The organism is Nocardioides ganghwensis, from assembly GCF_014779655.1.
In the GTDB taxonomy this organism is placed as follows: domain Bacteria; phylum Actinomycetota; class Actinomycetes; order Propionibacteriales; family Nocardioidaceae; genus Nocardioides; species Nocardioides ganghwensis.
On sequence record NZ_JACXYX010000005.1, the window covers coordinates 187,178 to 207,425 of the forward strand.

At 72.6% G+C, this 20,248-nt stretch carries 22 protein-coding genes; 12 read left to right on the plus strand and 10 right to left on the minus strand.

What is annotated here, in order from left to right:
* Positions 1-74: 74 nt before the first annotated feature.
* Entirely contained in the window at positions 75-1,262 is a 1,188-nt protein-coding gene (locus tag IEZ24_RS22300; RefSeq protein ID WP_165356063.1) for a lytic transglycosylase domain-containing protein, read from the minus strand.
* A 181-nt stretch (positions 1,263-1,443) separates the two neighbouring features.
* On the opposite strand from IEZ24_RS22300, the gene hemL reads away from it, so the two are divergent.
* From hemL to ccsB, 6 genes are read left to right on the plus strand one after another with little or no spacing between them, the layout of a single operon-like run.
* The gene (gene hemL, locus IEZ24_RS07935; protein ID WP_397190527.1) at positions 1,444-2,772 is read left to right on the plus strand and encodes a glutamate-1-semialdehyde 2,1-aminomutase; all 1,329 of its coding nucleotides are present in this window, start codon (positions 1,444-1,446) and stop codon (positions 2,770-2,772) included.
* A gap of 1 nt (position 2,773) precedes the next feature.
* Positions 2,774-3,451, plus strand: a complete 678-nt coding sequence (locus IEZ24_RS07940; protein WP_129454850.1) for a histidine phosphatase family protein — start codon at positions 2,774-2,776, stop codon at positions 3,449-3,451.
* A gap of 2 nt (positions 3,452-3,453) precedes the next feature.
* Positions 3,454-4,020, plus strand: coding sequence for a TlpA family protein disulfide reductase (locus IEZ24_RS07945; protein WP_129454849.1), 567 nt, complete (start codon positions 3,454-3,456; stop codon positions 4,018-4,020).
* Positions 4,013-4,762 carry a cytochrome c biogenesis CcdA family protein gene (locus IEZ24_RS07950; protein WP_129454848.1) on the plus strand — a complete coding sequence of 250 codons (750 nt, stop codon included), beginning with the start codon at positions 4,013-4,015 and terminating at the stop codon, positions 4,760-4,762. Before IEZ24_RS07945 ends, IEZ24_RS07950 begins: the two co-directional genes overlap by 8 nt.
* Positions 4,759-6,411, plus strand: a complete 1,653-nt coding sequence (gene resB, locus IEZ24_RS07955) for a cytochrome c biogenesis protein ResB (RefSeq protein ID WP_129454847.1) — start codon at positions 4,759-4,761, stop codon at positions 6,409-6,411. Before IEZ24_RS07950 ends, resB begins: the two co-directional genes overlap by 4 nt.
* Complete coding sequence (gene ccsB / locus IEZ24_RS07960; protein ID WP_129454846.1) at positions 6,408-7,433, plus strand: c-type cytochrome biogenesis protein CcsB; 1,026 nt, start codon at positions 6,408-6,410, stop codon at positions 7,431-7,433. The genes resB and ccsB overlap by 4 nt, the downstream gene beginning before the upstream one ends.
* Here ccsB and IEZ24_RS07965 read toward each other — a convergent pair.
* Entirely contained in the window at positions 7,350-7,526 is a 177-nt protein-coding gene (locus IEZ24_RS07965; protein WP_165356062.1) for a hypothetical protein, read from the minus strand. The two genes, ccsB and IEZ24_RS07965, sit on opposite strands and share 84 nt — an antisense overlap.
* Before the next feature lie 36 nt (positions 7,527-7,562).
* Here IEZ24_RS07965 and IEZ24_RS07970 point away from each other — a divergent pair, with 36 nt between their 5' ends.
* Positions 7,563-7,826, plus strand: a complete 264-nt coding sequence (locus IEZ24_RS07970) for a DUF4229 domain-containing protein (RefSeq protein WP_129454845.1) — start codon at positions 7,563-7,565, stop codon at positions 7,824-7,826.
* Between the two features lie 16 nt (positions 7,827-7,842).
* The gene (locus tag IEZ24_RS07975) at positions 7,843-8,940 is read left to right on the plus strand and encodes a DNA glycosylase AlkZ-like family protein (protein ID WP_129454844.1); all 1,098 of its coding nucleotides are present in this window, start codon (positions 7,843-7,845) and stop codon (positions 8,938-8,940) included.
* Here the strand turns inward: IEZ24_RS07975 and IEZ24_RS07980 are convergent.
* The 4 genes from IEZ24_RS07980 to IEZ24_RS07995 form a co-directional block, all read right to left on the minus strand.
* Positions 8,927-10,183, minus strand: coding sequence for a GNAT family N-acetyltransferase (locus IEZ24_RS07980; RefSeq protein ID WP_129454843.1), 1,257 nt, complete (start codon positions 10,181-10,183; stop codon positions 8,927-8,929). The genes IEZ24_RS07975 and IEZ24_RS07980 overlap by 14 nt on opposite strands.
* Positions 10,184-10,222: 39 nt before the next feature.
* Positions 10,223-11,098, minus strand: coding sequence for a 1,4-dihydroxy-2-naphthoate polyprenyltransferase (locus tag IEZ24_RS07985; RefSeq protein WP_129454842.1), 876 nt, complete (start codon positions 11,096-11,098; stop codon positions 10,223-10,225).
* Positions 11,082-12,437, minus strand: coding sequence for an MFS transporter (locus tag IEZ24_RS07990; RefSeq protein WP_129454841.1), 1,356 nt, complete (start codon positions 12,435-12,437; stop codon positions 11,082-11,084). Before IEZ24_RS07990 ends, IEZ24_RS07985 begins: the two co-directional genes overlap by 17 nt.
* 237 nt (positions 12,438-12,674) lie before the next feature.
* The gene (locus IEZ24_RS07995) at positions 12,675-13,016 is read right to left on the minus strand and encodes a hypothetical protein (RefSeq protein WP_129454840.1); all 342 of its coding nucleotides are present in this window, start codon (positions 13,014-13,016) and stop codon (positions 12,675-12,677) included.
* Between the two features lie 139 nt (positions 13,017-13,155).
* Here IEZ24_RS07995 and IEZ24_RS08000 point away from each other — a divergent pair, with 139 nt between their 5' ends.
* Positions 13,156-14,679: an HNH endonuclease signature motif containing protein gene (locus tag IEZ24_RS08000; protein ID WP_191192831.1), complete on the plus strand. Its 1,524-nt coding sequence runs from the start codon at positions 13,156-13,158 to the stop codon at positions 14,677-14,679.
* 11 nt (positions 14,680-14,690) lie between these two features.
* Here IEZ24_RS08000 and IEZ24_RS08005 read toward each other — a convergent pair whose 3' ends face one another.
* The 4 genes from IEZ24_RS08005 to IEZ24_RS08020 form a co-directional block, all read right to left on the minus strand.
* Entirely contained in the window at positions 14,691-15,440 is a 750-nt protein-coding gene (locus IEZ24_RS08005) for a sigma-70 family RNA polymerase sigma factor (RefSeq protein ID WP_129456133.1), read from the minus strand.
* 122 nt (positions 15,441-15,562) lie between these two features.
* Positions 15,563-15,751, minus strand: coding sequence for a hypothetical protein (locus IEZ24_RS08010; protein ID WP_129456134.1), 189 nt, complete (start codon positions 15,749-15,751; stop codon positions 15,563-15,565).
* Between the two features lie 4 nt (positions 15,752-15,755).
* Positions 15,756-16,043: a DUF1330 domain-containing protein gene (locus tag IEZ24_RS08015; protein WP_129456135.1), complete on the minus strand. Its 288-nt coding sequence runs from the start codon at positions 16,041-16,043 to the stop codon at positions 15,756-15,758.
* A 9-nt stretch (positions 16,044-16,052) separates the two neighbouring features.
* Positions 16,053-16,595, minus strand: coding sequence for an AAA family ATPase (locus tag IEZ24_RS08020; RefSeq protein WP_129456136.1), 543 nt, complete (start codon positions 16,593-16,595; stop codon positions 16,053-16,055).
* 55 nt (positions 16,596-16,650) lie between these two features.
* Here IEZ24_RS08020 and IEZ24_RS08025 point away from each other — a divergent pair, with 55 nt between their 5' ends.
* Genes IEZ24_RS08025 through menD form a run of 3 tightly spaced genes read left to right on the plus strand, consistent with a single transcriptional unit; the run spans position 16,651 to position 20,218 of the window.
* Positions 16,651-17,670, plus strand: coding sequence for an AMP-binding protein (locus tag IEZ24_RS08025; RefSeq protein WP_242498557.1), 1,020 nt, complete (start codon positions 16,651-16,653; stop codon positions 17,668-17,670).
* Complete coding sequence (locus tag IEZ24_RS08030; protein WP_129456137.1) at positions 17,670-18,620, plus strand: o-succinylbenzoate synthase; 951 nt, start codon at positions 17,670-17,672, stop codon at positions 18,618-18,620. Before IEZ24_RS08025 ends, IEZ24_RS08030 begins: the two co-directional genes overlap by 1 nt.
* Positions 18,617-20,218, plus strand: a complete 1,602-nt coding sequence (gene menD / locus IEZ24_RS08035; protein ID WP_129456138.1) for a 2-succinyl-5-enolpyruvyl-6-hydroxy-3-cyclohexene-1-carboxylic-acid synthase — start codon at positions 18,617-18,619, stop codon at positions 20,216-20,218. Before IEZ24_RS08030 ends, menD begins: the two co-directional genes overlap by 4 nt.
* The last annotated feature ends 30 nt before the right edge of the window (positions 20,219-20,248 follow it).

Here is a 20,248-nt window from a genome sequence, read left to right on the forward strand (position 1 = left end):
GGAGCCCGCCCCAGCGTCATACGAACCCGCACCTACAGGTACGGGTTCGTATGACGTTGCGGGTCCGGCCGACGTCAGGGGTTGAGCAGGTCGTTCGCGCACTGCTCGAGCTCGTTGACACCGGTCAGGGGAAGGTCGATCACGCCCTGCGCGGTGCACTGGGCGACCGCCTCGACGTAGGTGAGCGTCGACGGGATGGCCGTCGGGACGGGGTTCGGCGGCAGCGTCGGGCTCAGCGTCGGCACGCTGGTCGGGACCGACGTCGTCGGGTTGGTCGTCGGGTCCTTGGTCGGCGTCGGCGTCGGCGTCGGGGTGGGCGTCGGCGTCGGGGTCTGCGTCCCGGAGGGTGTCTGCGTCGGGGTCTGGGTGGGCGTCGGGTCCTTGGTCGGCGAGGCGTCGTCGTCCTTGCCGCCCTTGCCACCCTTGCCGCCCTTGCCACCGTTGCCGGAGGCCGAGCTCGTCGGGTCGGGCACGATCACGCCGCTCGTGAGCGTGGAGGTAGGGACCGCGCTGAAGTCGCCGGCCATGTAGGCCTGCATGATCTCGAGCACCAGGTCGACGTAGGCGTTGGAGTGGTTGTAGCGGTAGACCGAGGCCCGCTGGCCCTTCTCGGCCGACAGGTCGTCGTCGCCGGAGCAAAGGTAGACGGCGGTCGCGAGGGCGGCGTCGTCGATGTCCTGCGGGTTGCGGGTGCCGTCGCTGTCGCCGTCGACGCCGACGACCGCCCAGGTCGAGGGGATGAACTGCATCGGGCCGACGGCGCGGTCGTGGCGGGTGTCGTTGTCGTACTGGCCGGCGTCGGTGTCGGCGATGTCCTGGGTGTTGTTCTTGCCGTTGAGGGCGATGCCGTAGATGCCGGGCTGGGCGACGCCCTGCTCGTCGAGCGCGTTGCCGCCGAAGCGACCGTGGTCGGACTCGACGCGGCCGATCGCGGCGATCAGCTCCCACGGGAGGTTGCAGCCCTTGTCGGCGCTGTTGATGACGCCCTCGGCGCGCTGGTAGGCCGACAGCGCGGCCTGGGGGATGTCGCTGGCCGAGCCCGGTGTGAGGGCCGCGGCGCGGGTGACGGCGTCCTCGCCGACGCTCGCAGGCGCCTCGATGGCGGAGGCGGGCAGCACGGTGCCGTCGGGGAGCGTACGGGGGCCCTCGGGGTCGGCGCTGGCCGAGCCGATGCCGCCGGTGAGGCTGGCCGTCCACGCGGCGGAGAGCACCGCCAGCGGAATGATGGCGGTCGCTCGGTGAAGTCGGCCGGAACTCGACATGTCGCGCTCTCCCCTTGGTCGCACTGGTGTCATGATGCCCCCTCCGGGCACATCCACACCTCGCCAACGACGAACTGTCACTCCAAGTTACGCCCCGGTCACCTGTGCGCCAACCCACAGCCCGGGTCTCTCTGCGCGCACCGAGTGGGATCCCTTTGCGCACCTGCGTGACAATGACCGGGTGACCTCCGCGACGATCCCTTCCACGACCGCGGCCAGCGAGGCCTGGTTCGAGCGAGCCCGGGCCGTGACACCGGGAGGGGTGAACTCTCCCGTCCGGGCGTTCAACGCCGTCGGCGGCACCCCGCGCTTCATCACCTCGGCCTCCGGCGCCTGGCTCACCGACGCGGACGGCAACGACTACGTCGACCTGATCTGCTCGTGGGGCCCGATGCTCCTCGGCCACGCGCACCCCGACGTCCAGGCGGCCGTGGCCGGGGCGGTCGCGCGCGGCACGTCGTACGGCACTCCGACCGAGCCCGAGGTCGAGCTCGCCGAGGAGATCGTGAGGCGCACCCCCGTCGAGCGGGTCCGCTTCGTCTCCTCCGGCACCGAGGCGACCATGTCGGCGATCCGGCTCGCGCGCGGCGCGACCGGCCGTGACCTCATCGTGAAGTTCGCCGGCTGCTACCACGGGCACGTCGACCCGCTGCTGGCCGAGGCCGGCTCGGGGGTCGCCACGCTCGCGGTCCCCGGCACCAGCGGCGTGCCCGCGTCCGCGGCCGCCGAGACGCTCGTCCTGCCCTACAACGACCGCGAGGCGGTCCTCGCGGCCTTCGAGGCCCACGGCCCGCGCATCGCCTGCCTGATCACCGAGGCCTTCCCGGGCAACATGGGCGTCGTCCCGCCCGCGCCCGGCTTCAACGCCTTCCTCGCCGAGACCTGCCGGACCCACGGCGCGCTGTTCATCAGCGACGAGGTGATGACCGGCTTCCGGGCCACCGAGCAGGGCGGCTGGGGCCTCGACGGCGCCATCGAGGGCTGGACCCCCGACCTGATGACCTTCGGCAAGGTGATGGGCGGCGGCTTCCCGGCGGCGGCCTTCGGCGGCCGGGCCGACCTGATGGCCCACCTCGCGCCCGAGGGCCCGGTCTACCAGGCGGGCACGCTCTCCGGGAACCCGGTCGCCACGACCGCCGGGCTCGCCACCCTCCGCCTCGCCACGCCCGAGGTCTACGAGCAGCTCGACGCCACCGCCCACACGATCCGCGCCGCGGTCGCCGAGCACCTGCTGGCCGCGGGCGTGCCGCACGTCGTGCAGGCCGCCGGCACGATGTTCTCGGTGTTCTTCCGCGACGCCGCCGTCCGCGACTTCGCCGAGGCGAGCCGGCAGGACACCACGGCGTACGCCGCGTTCTTCCACTCGATGCTCGACCAGGGCGTCTACCTGCCGCCGTCGGCGTACGAGGCGTGGTTCGTCTCCGCCGCCCACGACGACCGGGCGATCTCGACCATCATCGACGCGCTGCCGGCCGCCGCCCTCGCGGCCGCGACGGCGGGAGGGCACTGACATGGGAGTCCAGACGATCGTCCACCTGCTCCGCCACGGCGAGGTGCACAACCCCGAGGGCATCCTCTACGGCCGGATGGACGGCTTCCACCTCTCCGACCTCGGCCGGCAGATGGCCCAGCGCATCGCGGACTCGATCGGCGACCGCGACATCGTCCACCTGCGCACCTCGCCCCTCGAGCGAGCCCAGGAGACGCTCGCCCCGCTCGCCGCGACGCTCGGGATCACGCCTGAGATCGACCCCCGCGTCATCGAGTCGGGCAACAAGTTCCAGGGCGTCAACTTCGGCGCCGGGGCCAGGACGTTCCTCAAGCGCCCCGACCTGCTGCGCCACATGTACAACCCGTTCAAGCCGTCGTGGGGAGAGCCGTACGACGAGATCGCCGGGCGGATGGTCGCGGCCGTGCACGACGCGCGCGACGCGGCGGTCGGCCACGAGGCGGTCGTGGTGTCCCACCAGCTGCCGATCTGGACGACGCGCCTGTTCCTCGAGAAGCGCAGCTACCTCCACCACCCCAAGACCCGGCAGTGCACGCTGTGCTCGCTCACCAGCGTGGTCTTCGACGACGACCGCATGGTCCAGGTGCGCTACTCCGAGCCGGCCGGCGACCTGATCCCGGTCGGCGACCGGTCCGCCCCGTTCTCGGCCGGTGGCGCCCCGCGGGAGGACCGGCCCTGACGATGCTGCGCCGCCTCGCTGCGCCCCTGGTGGCGCTCGCCTGCCTGCTCGTGCTCGCCGGCTGCTCCGACCTGTCCGGGACCGGCGACAAGGGCTACATCTCCGGCGAGGGCGTGCCGACCGAGGTCGAGCCCGCCGACCGGGGCGAGCCGGTCGCGCTGACCGGCACCGACCTCGACGGCGAGGAGGTCGACCTGGCCGCCCTCCGCGGCAAGCCCGTCGTGGTCAACGTGTGGGCCTCGTGGTGCCCGCCGTGCCGGGTGGAGCAGCCCGACCTCAACGAGGCCGCCGCCGAGCTGGGCGACGAGGTCACCTTCGTCGGTCTCAACATCCGTGACGCCTCGCGCGACAACGCCGCGGCCTACGTCCGCAACCTCGACGTGCCCTACCCCTCCGTCTACTCCGCCGACGGGGCCGCGCTGCTGCCCTTCGCCGGCACGCTGACGCCGCGGTCGATCCCCAGCACGGTCGTCCTCGACGCCGAGGGCCGGATCGCCGCCTCGGTCAACGGTCGCGTCCCGACGACGCAGACCCTCCTGTCCCTGGTCGAGGCGGTCCTCGATGAGTGACTGGTTCCGCGAGACCGCCATGTCGGGGTCGATGGTGCTGGCGCTGCCGGTCGCCCTCGCGGCCGGCCTCATCTCGTTCTTCAGCCCGTGCGTGATCCCGCTGCTGCCCGGCTACCTGTCCTACGCCACCGGCATCTCCGGCGGTGACCTCGACCAGGCGCGGCGCAGCCGGCTGGTGCTCGGCGCGAGCCTCTTCGTCCTCGGCTTCTCGCTGGTCTTCGTGCTCCTCGGCAGCCTCACCGGCGCGGCCGGGGCGTGGCTGTTCACCCACACCCGCCAGCTCAACCTGGTGCTCGGCGTCATCACGATCCTGCTGGGCGTCGCCTTCCTCGGTGCGTTCGGCTTCCTGCAGCGCGACTGGCGCATCCACAAGGTGCCCGCCGTCGGGCTCGCCGCGGCGCCCCTGCTGGGCTTCCTGTTCGGCGTCGGGTGGACGCCCTGCGTCGGGCCGACCCTGGCCGCGATCAACGTGCTGTCGGTCAACGAGGCGACCGCCGGTCGCGGAGCCCTGCTCTCCGCCGTGTTCGCCCTCGGACTGGGCCTGCCCTTCATCGCCGCCGCCCTCGCCTACCGCCGGATGCTGGGCGCCTTCGCCGTCATCCGCCGCCACCAGCAGCTCGTGGTCCGCCTCGGCGGCGCGATGATGATCCTGGTCGGCCTCCTGCTCGTGAGCGGCTGGTGGGACCGCATCGTGCAGTGGCTCCAGCTCCAGCTCGTCCAGGGATTCACGGTGCCGGTGTGACCGACCTCAGGACCGACCTCCAGCACCGCCCGTCGGACGACCGCCAGGCCACCGCGCTGCCTCCCGACCTCACCGCGCGCGAGCTCGCGCGGTGGTCGTGGCGCCAGCTGACCTCGATGCGTACGGCCCTGGTGCTGCTCCTGCTGCTCGCGCTCGCCTCGATCCCCGGGTCGGTCATCCCGCAGGAGAACATCGACTCGCTGGCCGTCTCGCAGTGGCGCGACAACCACCCGCGGCTGGCGCCCGTCTGGGACCGGCTCGACCTGTTCAACGTCTACGGGTCGGTGTGGTTCTCCGCGATCTACATCCTGCTGATGATCTCGCTGGTCGGCTGCATCATCCCGCGCCTGTTCGTGTACGCCCGCGCGGCGCGCGCCCGGCCCCCGCGGGCCCCGCGCCACCTCACGCGCCTGCCCGAGAGCACGTCGTACACCACCGCCGAGGACCCCGAGGTCGTGCTCGCGCGCGCCGCGACGGCGCTGCGCGGCAAGCGGTTCCGGGTCGATGCCGCCGACGACTCCGTGGCCGCCGAGCGCGGCCACCTGCGCGAGGCCGGCAACCTGCTCTTCCACCTCGCCGTGATCGTCGTGCTCGTCGGGGTCGCCGTCGGCAGCCTCTTCGGCTACAAGGGCGGCGTCATCATGCTCAACGGCGAGGACTACGGCTTCTCCAACAACCTCACCCAGTACGACGACTTCGCGCCGGGTGCGCTCTTCGACCCCGACGTGATGGAGCCGTTCTCCTTCAGCATCACCGACTTCGAGGTCGAGTGGCTCACCGAGGGCGAGCGGGCCGGGATGGCGCGCGAGTTCGTCGCCGAGCTCGCCTACGAGACCGAGCCCGGGGGCGAGACGAAGTCCTACGACCTCAGGGTCAACCACCCGCTGAGCATCGGCGGCACCGACGTCTTCCTCATCGGTCACGGCTACGCCCCCGTCATCACGATCCGTGACGGCGACGGCGAGGTCGCCTACAGCGGGCCGTCGGTCTTCCTGCCGACCAACGCCCAGACCTTCGAGTCCTTCGGCGTGATCAAGGCTCCCGACGCGAGCCCGGAGCAGATCGGGCTGGAGGGCACCTTCTACCCGACCTTCGCGATGGGCCGCGACGCCGAGGGCAACCTGACGATGCCGGCATCGGTGTTCGGCGACGCCTTCGACCCCCTGGTCTCGCTGTTCGTCTACACCGGCGACCTCGGCCTCGACGACGGCACCCCGGCGTCGGTCTACGTGCTCGACAAGGCGAAGGCCACCCAGGTCGTCGAGGACGACGGGCAGCCCTTCCGGATGGACCTCCGGCCCGGCGACACCGTCACGCTGCCCGACGACCTCGGCACGGTCTCCTTCGACGGCCTCCAGCGGTGGAACAAGATCCAGGTCAGCCGGAGCCCGGGCAAGATGGTGGCGCTGGCCGGTGTCGTGCTCGCGCTGCTCGGGCTGCTGGGCTCGCTGTTCGTCCGCCCCCGACGCATGTGGGTGCGCGCGCGGCGACAGGACGACGGCACCACGCTGGTCGAGGTGGCGCGCCTGGACCGGTCGTCGGCCGGCGACCCGGAGGACGGCGCCGCCGAGATCGCCGAGGTCGTGGCGGCGCTGCAGGGGGAGACACCCGAGACGAAGACCCGCAAGACCGAGGAGGACGAGTCGTGACCGACGCACAGTGGGAGGTGCTCAGCTACGAGGGCGTCATCGCCGCGGCGGTGCTCTACTTCATCGCCATGCTGGCCTACTTCTTCGAGATGGCCAGCCTGCGCTCCGCAGCGAAGGAGGAGCAGCAGGAGCAGGAGGTGGCGGTCGGCGCGGAGATGGTCCTCGTCGCGACCCGGCGTACGGCGGTGGCCGGCCGGCTCGGGCTGGTCCTGACGTCCTTCGCCGCCGTCGTCCACCTCGTGGCGCTCGTGGCCCGCGGCCTCGCCGCGGACCCCAACCGGGTGCCGTGGGGCAACATGTACGAGTTCACGATCTCCGGCACGTTCGTGGTCGCACTGATCTTCGTGCTCTCCACGCTCCGCCTCGACATCGAGTGGCTCGGCCCGCTGGTGACGACCTTCGTGGTGGCGGCGCTGATGGCGGCGTTCCTCGGGCTCGACGACGCCGTGCTGCCCCTGCCCGACGCGCTCAACAGTCCGTGGCTGGTGATCCACGTCGTCTCGGCGGTGATCTCGACCGGCGCCTTCACCGTCGGTGCCCTGCTGTCCGGGCTCTACCTCGCCAAGGCGCGCTCGACCTCCACCACCGGCTACCTCGCCCGCGTCCCCGACCTCAAGGTCCTCGACCGGCTCTCCTACAAGATGCACGCCTTCGGCTTCCCGGTGTGGACCTTCGCGGTGCTGATCACCGGGCCGATCTGGGCGCACCAGGCGTGGGGCGCCTACTGGAACTGGGACCCCAAGGAGGTGTGGGCCTTCATCACGTGGGTGGTCTACGCCGCCTACCTGCACGCCCGCGCGACGGCGGGCTGGCGCGGGCGCAACGCCGCGATGCTGGCGCTGGTCGGTGCCGCGACGCTGTGGTTCAACTTCATCGGCATCAACTTCTTCAGCTCCTCCAGCCAGCACTCCTATGCCGAAGGGGTCGCGCCCGAGACGTCAGTCGTCGTCGGGCTCGCGGGGCCGGTCAAGGCCGCGGAGGAAGTCGGGGTCGTCGTCGGGTCCGATGACGCGCGGGCGTGACGTCGAGCCACCGTCGAGCCGGCGCAGCATCATCCTGACCAGGAACCACACGACGACGGCGATGGCCGCGACGACGAGCAGGACCTTCAGCATTCCTCCAATGTAGTCGCCACGTCCTAGTCTTGAGGCGTGAAGGAGTTCGTCGTCTACACGGTCATGCGGATCGTGCTGTTCATGGCCTCGTTCGGCATCGTGGTGGGGATCATGGCGCTCGCGTTCGACGGTCGCTACAACCTGTTCTGGGCGATCATCCTCGCCTTCCTCATCTCCGGCGTGGCGTCCTACTTCATCCTCAACCGCCAGCGCGAGGCCTTCGCGCGGCGCGTCGAGGCGCGCGCGGCCAAGGCGTCGGCCGCCTTCGAGGAACGCAAGGCCCGCGAGGACCGGGACTGACCCTCGGGTCCACGCCATGGCGACGCTGCGCGTGACCCGCGGACAGGCACTCGCCTGGCGCCTGGGGCGGCACCACCTGCTCGCCGGTGCCGCCGACGCGACCGAGGTCGTCAGGACCCTGACGGCCGTGTCGGTCTTCGGCTCCGACCCCGACCTGTCCGTACGCCGACGGCTCGCGTCGCCCGGCCCGCCCGGAGAGGTGCAGCGGGCCCTCGCCGACGGTCGGCTGGTGCGCACCTGGTCCTTCCGCGGGTCGGTGCAGGTGATGGCGCCGGAGACGGCCGGCGCCTACCTCGCGGTCCGCTCGGCCGGACGGCAGTGGGAGCGGAAGAGCTGGGTCGAGCACTACCGGCTCGCGGCGGACGACTGGCCCGACCTGCGCGCGGTGGTGCGTGAGGTCGTCGCCGACGGCCCGGTGCCGCCGCAGGCCGTGGCCGACGTCCTCGCGGGCTCGGCCCGCTTCGGGCACCTGGCGCCGGAGTTCGCCGAGCCCAACCACACCCTGCTCAAGCCGTTCGCCTGGCAGGGCGACATCGCCCTCGGGCCCGACCTCGCCGGCCCGCTGGTGCTGCAGAGCCCGAGCGCGGCGCCCGGCTGGGCCGGCATCCCCGACCTCGACGAGGCGGGGCCGCAGACGGTGCTGGAGTACGTCGACGCGTACGGCCCCACGACCCCCGACCACGTGCACTACTGGCTGGGCGAGGGCCTGAGCGCCGGGCGCACGCGCCTCGCGCGGTGGTGGCGCGAGGTGCGGGACGACCTGGTCGAGGTCGACGTCGAGGGTGAGACCCGCTGGCACGTCGCCGAGCGCGCCGACGAGCTGGCCGGCACGCGCGCGCAGCCGACCGTGGTCCTCCTTCCCGGCAAGGACGACTGGGTGATGGGCCCGGGCACCAAGGACGCGTGGGTCGTGCCTGACGGCCTCCGCACCGACATGACCCGCGGCGCCGCCCCGGTGCTCGTCGACGGGGTCGTCGCAGGCACGTGGCGGGTCGTCGGCGACGCGCTCGAGGTGACCACGCCGCCGTCCCCAGACCTGACCGGGGACCTGTCGGCCGAGGTCGCTCGGCTGGGCTCCCTCCTGGGCAGCGCGCTCGAGCTCAGAACCCGGTGAGGCTGTAGGCCGGCTCGCTCAGGTCGGCCATCGCGGCGAGGCGGCGTACGGCCTCCTCGGTGCCGTCGAGACGACCCGCGCGGTGCAGCTGCCGTACGGGCGCGCCGCCGAGGTAGAGGGTCCCCAGTGTCTCCGCAGCGAGGCGTACGTCTGCCTCGTCGTCGGTGGGCGTCACGGTCGCGACGCCTCCGGCGGCGGTCACCGCGAAGCGTCCGGCCGCGTACGCCTGCGGGTCGTCGACCTCGATCACGAGCGAGCCGTCGGCCGCCCACGGGCGGGCGGCGAGGCAGCGCGGCACGTCGAGGACGCGGAGCCAGAGGAATTCCTGGACCTCGGTCGTCCTCACCCGGTTGAGGTCCGTGAGGGCCCACATCAGCGGGTCCTCGGGGTGGAACAGGTTGAAGGTGACCTTGGCGACCCGGTCCATGTCGCCCAGGAACGACCAGAGGGCGAGCTGTGCCTGCGGGGTGAGCGTCGCCATCTCGTCGACCTTGACCGTGTTGTCCTCGCCGGGCTTCCAGAGGGCGAAGCCGTCGACGGCGCCGCCCGCGTCGAGGTGCACGGCGGCGCGGACCTTGCGGTTGGCGCCGCCGCTGCTGGGGTCCCACGCGCCGGTGTGCATGTCCTCGTACTGCGCGGGCCACTCGACCGAGCCGCGCTGGCGGGCGTGGAAGGTGTCGAAGACGGCCTTGACGTGCGGCCACGCGTCGGCGGGCTCGACGAGCTCGACGCGACCCGGGTCGACGAAGTCGCGGAACCCGAACCCGGGCGTCGTGTCGACCTCGACGCCCACGCGGAAGGTCGCCGGGCCGAAGCCCCACCGGCCGTAGATGGTGGCCTCGGCGGCCGTGAGCGCGGCCATCGGCACGCCCTGCGCGACGGCGTCGGCGAGGTCGTCCTCGATCAGGCGGCGCAGCAGGCCCTTGCGGCGATGGGTGGCGCTCGTGGTGACGTCGGTGATCATCCGCAGCGGCAGCAGCTCGCGGCCCGCGTTGAGCGTCTTGTCGAGGCTGGCGTAGGTCGCGACGGGCATGGGGCCCGCGCCGAACTCGCCCTCGGGGAGCCACGCGCCGCGGACGGTCACCCCGTCGGCGCGGTAGTGCTTCACCCACCTCTCGACGGAGTCGTCCTCGGGGCGGTCGTCGCGGAAGCCGCGCAGGACCGCCTCGATCCACCCGCGGCGCCGGGCGGCGGCCTCGGGGGAGTCGTCGGAGAAGTCGAGGATGTCGAAGTCGTAGTCCACCCGGTCACGCTAGTGAGCGCCGCCCGGACGGGCCACGGGTTATCCGAGGAGGAGCAGCGGCACCGCGACCAGCACGGACCAGATCAGCTCCGAGGCGCCCGTCGCGGCCAGGACCGGGATGAGCGCCGGACCCTGTGCGCCGCCGAGGACGGCCCGCGTCGGGACGGCCGCGCGCGCGAGGAAGCCGAGCCCGACCAGCGCCCACCACGTCGTGGCGGCGGCGACCGCGACGACCGCGGCGGCTGCGACCAGGACGAGGAAGGCGTACAGGTAGCGGGTGCGCTCGTCGCCGAGGCGTACGGCGAGGGTGCGCTTGCCGGCGACGGTGTCGGTCGGGATGTCGCGCAGGTTGTTGGCGACGAGGATGGCGCAGGCCAGGGCGCCGATGCCGGTGCCGGCGTAGAGCGCGGGCCACTCCCACGTCTCCGTCTGGACGTAGGTCGTGCCGACCACCGCGACCAGGCCGAAGAAGACGAACACCATCACCTCGCCGAGCCCGAGGTAGCCGTAGGGCTTGTCGCCGCCGGTGTAGAACCAGGCGGCCACCACGCACACGAGGCCCACGGCGACCAGCCACCACGCGGTGGTCGCCGCGAGGACCAGGCCGGCCACGGCCGCCACGCCGAAGGCGGCGAAGGCGGCGGTCTTCACCGCGCGCGGCGTCGCCGCACCCGAGCCGACCAGGCGCATCGGACCGACCCGGTCGGCGTCGGTGCCGCGGATGCCGTCGGAGTAGTCGTTGGCGTAGTTGACCCCGACCTGGAGCGCGAGGCTGACGACCAGTGCGAGCAGGGCCTTCCACCACACGACCTGGTCGACGTACGCCGCGACGCCGGTGCCGGCGAGCACGGGCGCGACCGCAGCGGGGAGGGTGCGGGGGCGGGCGCCGGCGATCCAGTCAGCGGTGGAGGTCACCGGTGGATTCTGGCAGGGGCGCGTCGGGCTCCATCGGCAAGGGCTCCTGGGAGACCGCGAGGTCCACGTGCACCGGTTCGCTCGCCCGGGCGTCCGCGAGGATGTCGGCGGGGACGTGCTGCTCGAGGAAGCGCCGGCCCGCGTGCGCGGACTTGTGCAGGCCTGCCGCGGCGACGACGACGATCGCCGCGATCGTGAGCCAGCCGAAGGCGCCCCACTCCATCGCGAGGAAGCCGTAGGCCGCCGGCGCCCAGAACCGCCCGAGCGTGCCGCCGAGCTCGGAGACCCCCTGGTAGTCGCCGCGGCGACGGGGGTCCATCAGCTCGGCCTCGAGGGTCCAGCCCGAGGCGGAGAGGAACAGCTCGGCCCAGGTGAGGACGATGTGGCCGAGGAAGAACAGGACGATGGTCATCCAGCCGGTCGTCTCGTGCGTGGCCAGCGTGACGAGGCACGTCAGGACGAAGAAGAGGGTGGACAGCCGTACGGCGCGCAGGGCGGTCTCGACGTTGCGGATGCCGCGCGAGGCGAGCCGCGGCAGCACGATGCACATGACCGTGTTGGTGCCGAAGAGCACCGCGACCAGCACCTTGGGCGCGTCGGTCTCGGTCACCAGCCACACCGGGATGACGGTGTGCAGCAGCACCTGGTTGGTCCACATGACGCCGGTGAAGAAGGTGACCGCGATCCAGCTGCGGTTGCGGATGGCTGGGATGCCCTCGGGCTTCACCCGCGGCTCGGAGCTGCGTACGTCGTGGGTGGCGTCGGGCAGCCGGGGGATCGCGGCACTGTTGAGCAGGAACAGCACGGCGCTCAGCAGGGGCGACCAGCGGAGCACGTCGGTGCCGAAGGCGATCGCGCCGCCTCCGAGGAAGGCGCCGATGCTGAAGCCGACGTTGAGCGCGGAGTAGAGGTAGGCACGCGACTCGACCCGCTCCGCCGGAGGCAGGATGTCGATGACGTACGCCCCGTGCGCCGTGCCGCCGAGCGTGCCGGCGACCTCCATCGCGACGGCGAGCGCGACGTACTCGGGGAAGCTGTCGATGAACGGCCAGGCCAGGAACAGCGCTCCCTGCATCGCGGCGGACAGCGTCCACATGCGCTTGGGCCCGAAGTGGTCGACCAGCTTGCCCATCGGCACGGCGACGATGAAGCTCGCCACGGCGGCGATCGTGAGGCCGATGCCCACCTCGGCCAGTGAGAGGCCCACCACCAGGGTGAAGAAGACGGCCGATCCGGCGAGGAACGCGCCGTCGCCCGAGGCGAAGAGCAGGGACTGGACCGACAGCCTGCGGGCGAGGGTGGACGGGGGCGTGGCGTAGTTCTTCAGGGCGGTGAGCATCGCCGGTCATCCTCCCCCGCGGGACCGACAGTCGTCCTGCGATTTTCGGCCGGGGCAGTGGGTGGCGGGCGTGCTCTCGGTCACGCCTCGCTGGTCGAGCAGCCGGTCACCCGCTTCGGTGGTCGTGCGGTCGACGTATAGAGACCCGGCTCTGGGTTGCACTCGAGGAGGTCGCGGCCACGCTTCGAGCAGCGCGGACGCGTCGACTCACGATGCAGGCGGTTCACGCCCGTCGGGCTAGGGGCCGCCCATGAGGCCGTACACGTAGACGCTCCACCCGTCCTTCACGTAGAGGAGGGTGCTTGTGCCCGAGGGGCGTCCGGTCTTGAAGATCTGCCCGCCACCGAGAGTCTCGCCCTTGAGCACCGCGTCAGGGGGCACTCCTCCGGACTGCTTGCCTCCACGGTCGTAGTCCCTGCCCTCGAAGTGAATCTTGGGTGGGGCTGGCGAAGGTGACAGCGTCCACTCCCAGCCGTAGCCGTGGACCTGAGTCGCGCGAGCGCCAAGCGCGACGACACTTACGCTCGCCAAGAGAAGGCATACACGGATGATGTTCCGTCGACTGGCCGCGTTCCCCATGTCCCAAGCGTAGGGCTACAGCCGGTGATGCGTGTGGGCTGAGATTGTGCTTGGAGCGTAGGGCACATGTTCGGAAATACTCCTCCACAGTCCTGTTCTCGCAGGTCGGAGTGTCGGTGGGCTCTGGGAGACTGGACCCATGTCCACCACCGCTCCGGCACCCGCCACCAGCACCCGGCTCTCGAGCCGTGTGGTGCTGGATCGGGCGGTGGCGGCGATGCGTGCGAAGCGGCGTGTCGAGGTCGAAGTCATGGAGTCCGCATTGGCCTGGGCGCACGCGCACACCGTGACCGACGAGGAGGTCGCGGCGGGGTGGCGTTCGGAGACGATCCGTACTCCCGGCACGGCGGCGGCACTGTTCGGGGAGCGTCCCCTCCCGATCGCCGGAGACGGGACCCCGTTGGTCGCGGAGTTCGCGGTGATCGAGCTCGCGGGCGTGTTGGAGCAGTCCCACGAGGCGACGCTGGCGTTGTTGGGTGACGTGCTGGACCTGGCCCACCGCCTGCCACGCCTGTGGGCACTTGTCCGCTCGCTCGACGTTCCGGTGCGGCTGGCCCGGGAGGCGGCGCGGGTGTCGCGGGACCTCGACGTGGTCGCGGCCGGGCACGCGGACCGGCTGCTGGTGTGGCAGCCGCGTCGGCTCAACCCGCACCGCGTGGGGGTGCTGGTCCACGAGGCCCGGTTGTACGCCGACCCGGACCGCGCGATCGCCGACCACGACGAGGCCCTCGCCGCCCGCCGCGTCGAGGTGCACCACGAGCAGGGAGCGCCTGGGGTGAGCGAGGTGTTCATGAGTCTCGACACCGCCGATGCGATCGCGTTCGACAACACGGTGTCGACGATGGCCACCACGATGAAGGCGCTGGGTCACCACGGCGACCTCGGCGTACGACGGGCTCATGCGGTCGGGCTGCTGGCCGACCCCCAGCAGGCGCTGGATCTGCTGGCCGCTGCGGATGTCGCGGACCCCGACCGTGAGGTCGACCCCGACCGGGACGAGGCGGTGTGCGTGGCCGAGGAGGCCGCCTACGCCGCCGCGGACCCGTTCCGCCGCCCCACCACCCACCCGCGAAACGGCCAGACAGGCCAGACAGGCCGGACAGGCGGGTCGGGTGAGGTGCGGCTGGTCCTGCACGTGACTGACCGCGACCTCATCGCTCACGACCAGTCGGTTGACTCGCACGGCATCGATCCGCGCGGTGTCGCGCGCAGCGACGAGCTCGGGCCGATGCTGTTGGGCCGGCTCCAGGCGTGGCTGCTCACCGCAGGCAAGGTGGTCATCCAGCCCGTCCTCGACGCAGAGCGGATGCCTGCGGTGGACGCGCACGACCCGCCCACCCGGATGGCCGCCGCGGTCCGGCTGCGCGACGGCACGTGCGTGTTCCCCGGCTGCAACCGACCCTCCGACCGGGCCGACCTCGACCACATCACCGCGTACGTCCCCATCGACGACGGCGGACCACCCGGACAGACCCACCCGAACAACCTCGCGCCCTTGTGTCGGCGGCACCACCGGGCCAAGACCTTCGGCGCCTTCACCTACCACCGACGACCCGACGGCGCGTACGAGTGGACCCTCCCCTCAGGGCGACGGATCACCACCGACCCACCACGCCCACGACCCAGACCTGACCGCCCCGATGAGCCCGACCACTTCACGTGATCGGGCCATCCTCACGCCACTGGCAGCTGGCCGCCGAGCACGTTGCGGATGTCCTTCAGGATGCGAGTCAGGACTCGGGACACCTGCGCCTGCGTGAGCCCCACTGCTTCACCGATCTCCTGCTGCGACCGCTCTTCGTAGAACCGCAGGTAAACGATGCGTCGGTCACGGGCCGACAGGTTCCGGACGGCCGGCTCGAGCATGACGGACGCCTCGGCAGCGTCGTACGCCCGGTCGTCGGCGCCGAGCCGGTCGCAGAACGCAGAGGCGCTGTCGCCCACGGGTGCGTCGAGAGTCGAGGGAGCGAAGCAGCCGTCGACTGACAGGGCTTCGACGACGTCGCTCACGTCGACGTCGAGGTGGGCGGCGAGCTCGCTGGGTCGCGGTGCGTGACCGAGGATGGCGAGCAGCTCGTCCTGGGCCTGCCCGATCCGTGCCTGGAGCTCCTGGACCCGGCGTGGTGGGCGGACCATCCACCCACAGTCGCGGAAGTGGCGGCGCAGCTCGCCGCGGATGGTGGGGACGGCGAAGGACATGAACGCGTGACCGGCATCCGGGTCGAACCTGTGCGCTGCCTTGGTCAGACCGAGCAGCGCCACCTGCTCGAGGTCGTCGAGGTCGATGCCCCGGTTGCGGTAGCGCAGTGCCATGGACCTGGCGACCTCGAGATGAGCCTCGATGAGCTCGTCGACGAGGAGGTTGCGCCTCGACACGTGGTGGGGCGATTCGAGCTCGTAGATAGTGACCTGCACATCGACCACGGCCGTGGTCCTTCCCGCTCTCCGGGCACTCACCGTGGTCTCCAGTGAGCCGTGTGGGGCAAAGGATCTACACCACCGCGACGACCCGCCACAAGGCTCGATCACCCTTTCGTGGGGTCCTCCTACCGCCCCGGGCCACGGTCGTCCGAGCCGTCGTCCGGACTCCCGCCCGACGCGTCCTCGGGCCGCCCGCGCGCCATGTCCCGTGTGTCCCGCTCGATCCCCTGGGCGCGGCGCTTCTCGAAGAGCAGGATGGCGACGACCACCCCGGCCATCACGAGGACGGTCAGCGCGAGGCGGTAGACGTCCATCCGGTCAGGCTCCCGGCACCACGCGCATGTCGCGGTCGGCGCCGCCGTCGAGCGCGCGCAGCGCCTCCTGGTAGGCCTCGCTCTCGTGCGCAGCGACCGCGGCCTCGACCGAGTCGAACCGGATGACCACGGTGCGGGTCGCCTCGCCCTTCTCGAAGGTCGCCTCGGGCATCCCGCGGACCAGGAACGTCCCGCCGGCGGCGCGCAGGGCGGGGCCGGCGAGCTCGGCGTACGCCGCGACCTTCGCGGGGTCGTGCACGGCCTGGTAGGTGGTGATCCAGTAGGCAGTCATGCCACGAGCCTATGCCGGGTGCGGGGGACTCCAGTCGAGCACGGCCTCCACCAGCTCCTGAGGGCTGGCCGCGCTGTCGAGGCGGAGCACGGGCTGGCCGCGCCCCGCGAGCCACGCGTCGTGGGCAATGCGGCTCCGTCCCTCGAAGGCCGGCTCGTCGTAGCCGCGTGCCCAGGCCAGGAAGGCCGCCCACGCGTCCTCGTCGAAGCCACGGCCCGCCCGCCGGTGCACCTCTCGCGCCTCGAGGCGGCGCAGTCGCTCGTCGGGGTCGAGGGTCAGGAAGACGATGGCGTCGCACTCGTCGACGACCGCCTCGCCCCACCCCGTCATCGACCCGGACAGCACCCACGCCTCGCGAGGCACGAACACCTCGCGCATCAGCGACACCCGTGCCGCCTCGTCGCGCCTCTCGACGTACGGCGGGTCGGTCGGCACCCAGAAGTAGTCGTCCGCGTCGGCGTGCGGAACCGACCAGTGGTCCGCCAGCGCCCGTGCGAGCGTGCTCGTCCCCGATCCGCTGGCCCCCATCACGTGGAGCTTGCACCGTTGCATGGCGACATCCTCGCCGCATCGCGCCCGGACCTGACGAGCGGCTAGCGTTCGCGGTGTGAGCTTCCTCCGGCCCTCGGACGAGCCCTCCGTCGCGATCCGGCAGCTGTCGCGGTGGCTCGAGGCCGACACCCCCGCCCCGCTGCTGATCGAGACCTCCGGGTCCACCGGCCGGCCCAAGGGCGTGGTGGTCCCGCGTCGCGCGGTGCTGGCCAGCGTCGAGGCGTCCGCGCGCCGGCTCGGCGAGTCCGGTCGGTGGCTGCTCGCCCTGCCGTCGTCGTACGTCGCGGGGGTGCAGGTCATCGTGCGCTCCCTCGTCGCGGGCCACGAGCCCTACGTCGTGGACGGCCTCGACATCGGCCGCGCGGCGGCCGCCGACCACAGCGACACCCCGACCTTCGTCTCGCTGGTGCCCACCCAGCTGCACCGGATCCTGGGCAACCCCGAGCAGGTGGCCGCCCTCGCCCGGTGCCACACGGTCCTCGTCGGCGGTGGCGGGCTCGACGCCGACCTGCGGAGGCGCGCCGAGGAGCAGGGCGTCAGCCTCGTCGCGACCTACGGGTCGTCCGAGACCGCGGGCGGGTGCGTCTACGACGGCGTCCCGCTCGACGGCGTGGGCGTGACCCTCGGCGAGGAGGGACGCGTACGGATCGCGGGGCCCACCCTGTTCAGCCACTACCACGACGACCCGGAGCTCACCGCCGCCACGGTGGTCGACGGCTGGTTCCTCACCTCCGACGCCGGCCGCTTCGACGAGGACGGCCGGCTGCGGATCACCGGACGCATCGACGACGTCGTCATCAGCGGCGGGGTGAAGATCCCGCTCGCCACCGTCGCTGCGCGCCTGCGCGCGCACTGCCTCGTGGAGGAGGCCGAGGTGTTCGGCGTGCCCGATCCCGAGTGGGGCCAGCGGCTCGTCGCCGTCCTGGTCGGCAGCGTCCCCGACGCCGAGCTGCGCGACTGGATCAGCATGGAGCACCCCCGCTCGTGGGCCCCCCGCGAGTTCCGCCGGGTCGAGCGCCTCCCGCTGCTGCCCAACGGCAAGGTGGACCGCCTGGCCATCCGGACCGGCCTCTGATGCGCGACCTGCACGTCTTCTCGATCCCGCTGCGCACGAGGTTCCGCGGCATCACCGTGCGCGAGGGCGTGCTGCTGCGCGGCCCGGCCGGCTGGGGGGAGTTCTCGCCCTTCCTCGAGTACGACGACGCCACCTCGCGCCCCTGGCTCGCGTGCGCGCGCGAGTCGGCCGACGAGGGCTGGCCCGAGCCGGTGCGCGACCTCGTCCCCGTCAACGTGACGGTGCCGGCGACCGACCCCGAGCGGGCACACGCGGTCGTCGCCGCCGGCGGCTGCCGCACCGCCAAGGTCAAGGTCGCCGAGCGCGGTCAGACGCTCGCCGACGACGTGGCGCGCGTGGAGGCCGTACGCGACGCGCTGGGGCCGGACGGCCTCGTGCGGGTGGACGCCAACGGAGGCTGGGACGTCGACGAGGCGGTGCGCGCGATCGCCGCGATCGACCGTGCCGCCGGCGGGCTGGAGTACGTCGAGCAGCCGGTCATGGCCGTCGAGGACCTCGCTCTCCTGCGCCGGCGCGTCGACGTCCCGGTCGCGGCCGACGAGTCGATCCGCCGCGCCGAGGACCCCTACCGCGTGCGCGACCTCGAGGCCGCCGACATCGCCGTCCTCAAGGTCCAGCCCCTCGGCGGCGTACGCGCGTGCCTGCGGATCGCCGAGGACATCGGCCTCCCGGTCGTCGTCTCCAGCGCGATCGAGTCCAGCGTCGGCATCGCGGCCGGGGTCGCGCTCGCCGCCGCCCTGCCGGAGCTGCACCACGCGTGCGGGCTGGCCACGGTGCAGATGCTGACCGACGACGTGGCCGTCGAGCCGATGCTGCCGGTCGACGGGATGCTGCGCGTGGCACGCCCTGACGTGGACGACGAGGCACTCGCCCGGCTCGCGGCGCCGGCCGACCGGGCCGACCACTGGCGCGCCCGGCTGGCGTCGGTGGGGCAGGATCGGCCGACATGACCAACCCCTCGACGCGGCTCGCCCGCACGGTGGTGACCGCGCTCCGCGGGTCCGGCGTGCGCGAGGTCGTGATCGCCCCGGGCTCGCGCAACGCGCCGCTCTCCTTCGCGCTGTACGACGCCGCGCAGGCGGGCGTCCTGCGCCTCCACACGCGGATCGACGAGCGTACGGCGGGGTTCCTCGCCCTCGGCCTGGCCAAGGTCGGCAACCGGCCCGCCGCCGTCACCTGCACCTCCGGCACCGCCGTCGCCCACCTCCTCCCCGCCGTGATGGAGGCCGCCCACGCCGGCGTCCCGCTCGTCGTGGTCACGGCCGACCGTCCCGCGCGGCTGCGCGGCACCGGCGCCAACCAGACCACCGACCAGGCCGGGATCTTCGGCACGTTCGCGCCGACGCTCGACGTGGCGGTCGCCGATCTCGAGGAGCTGCTGGCCTTCGTCCGCACCCACGACTTCCGGCGGCCCGTGCACCTCAACGTCCAGCTCGACGACCCGCTGCTGCCCGACGACGGCTGGGAGGTCGGTGAGGTCGCCGAGTGGGAGGGGACCCCGACCACCCGCGGACCGCGGGACCACCTCCTCGGTCTCGGTCCTCGCACCGTCGTGGTGGCCGGCGACGACGCCGGTCCGCCGGCCCGCCAGCTGGCGGAGCGCGCAGGCTGGCCGCTGCTGGCCGAGCCGTCCAGCGGCTGCCGCACCGGCGACAGCGTGATCCGCACCTACCGGCTGCTCCTGGCCGGCGAGCTCGGCCGCCAGGTCGAGCGGGTGGTCGTGTTCGGCCACCCGACCCTCTCCCGACCGGTCTCGCGCCTGCTCGCCCGCGACGACGTGGAGGTCGTGTCGGTGCGGCCCCGCGGCATGTGGCCGGACCGACCGTTCCCGGTCGCCGGTGAGCACGAGGCGATCCGCGTCGACGGGCCGGACGACCCCGCCTGGTTCGAGGCGTGGCGCGACGCGGACCGGGCGACCTCCCGGGACCTCGACCGGCTCCTCGCCGCCGAGCCCGACCTCACGCCCCACGAGGTGGCCGGCGCGGTCAGTCGCGCCCTGCCGCCGCGCGGGCTGCTCGTCGTCGGGGCGTCCAACCCGGTCCGCGACCTCGACCTGATGGTCGCGCCCTACGACGTGGGCGGGCGCCGCAAGGTGATCGCCAACCGCGGGCTGGCCGGCATCGACGGCACCACGTCGAGCGCGATCGGAGCCGCGCTCGGGCGGCCCCGGTCCTCGCGCGCGTTCGCGCTGATGGGCGACGTGACCTTCCTGCACGACACGACGGGCCTGTTCCTCGGGCCGCGCGAGGAGCGTCCCGACCTGACGATCGTGGTCGTCAACGACGACGGCGGCTCGATCTTCGCCACGCTCGAGCAGGGCGCCCCCGAGCACGCCGACCGCTTCGACACGCTGTTCGGCACGCCGCACGGCGTCGACGTCGCGAGCCTGTGCGCGGCCGCACGGGTGCCGCACCTGCGGGTCACCGGCCTGCCCGAGCTCGAGCAAGCGCTCGCCTCGCCCAACGGCGGCATCGAGGTCGTCGAGGCGCGCGTACGCCGCGACGACCGCCGGGCACTGGACGAGAAGATCCGCGCGCTGGCCCCCTGAGGGGACCAACGCGCGGATCGTGGTGGTGCC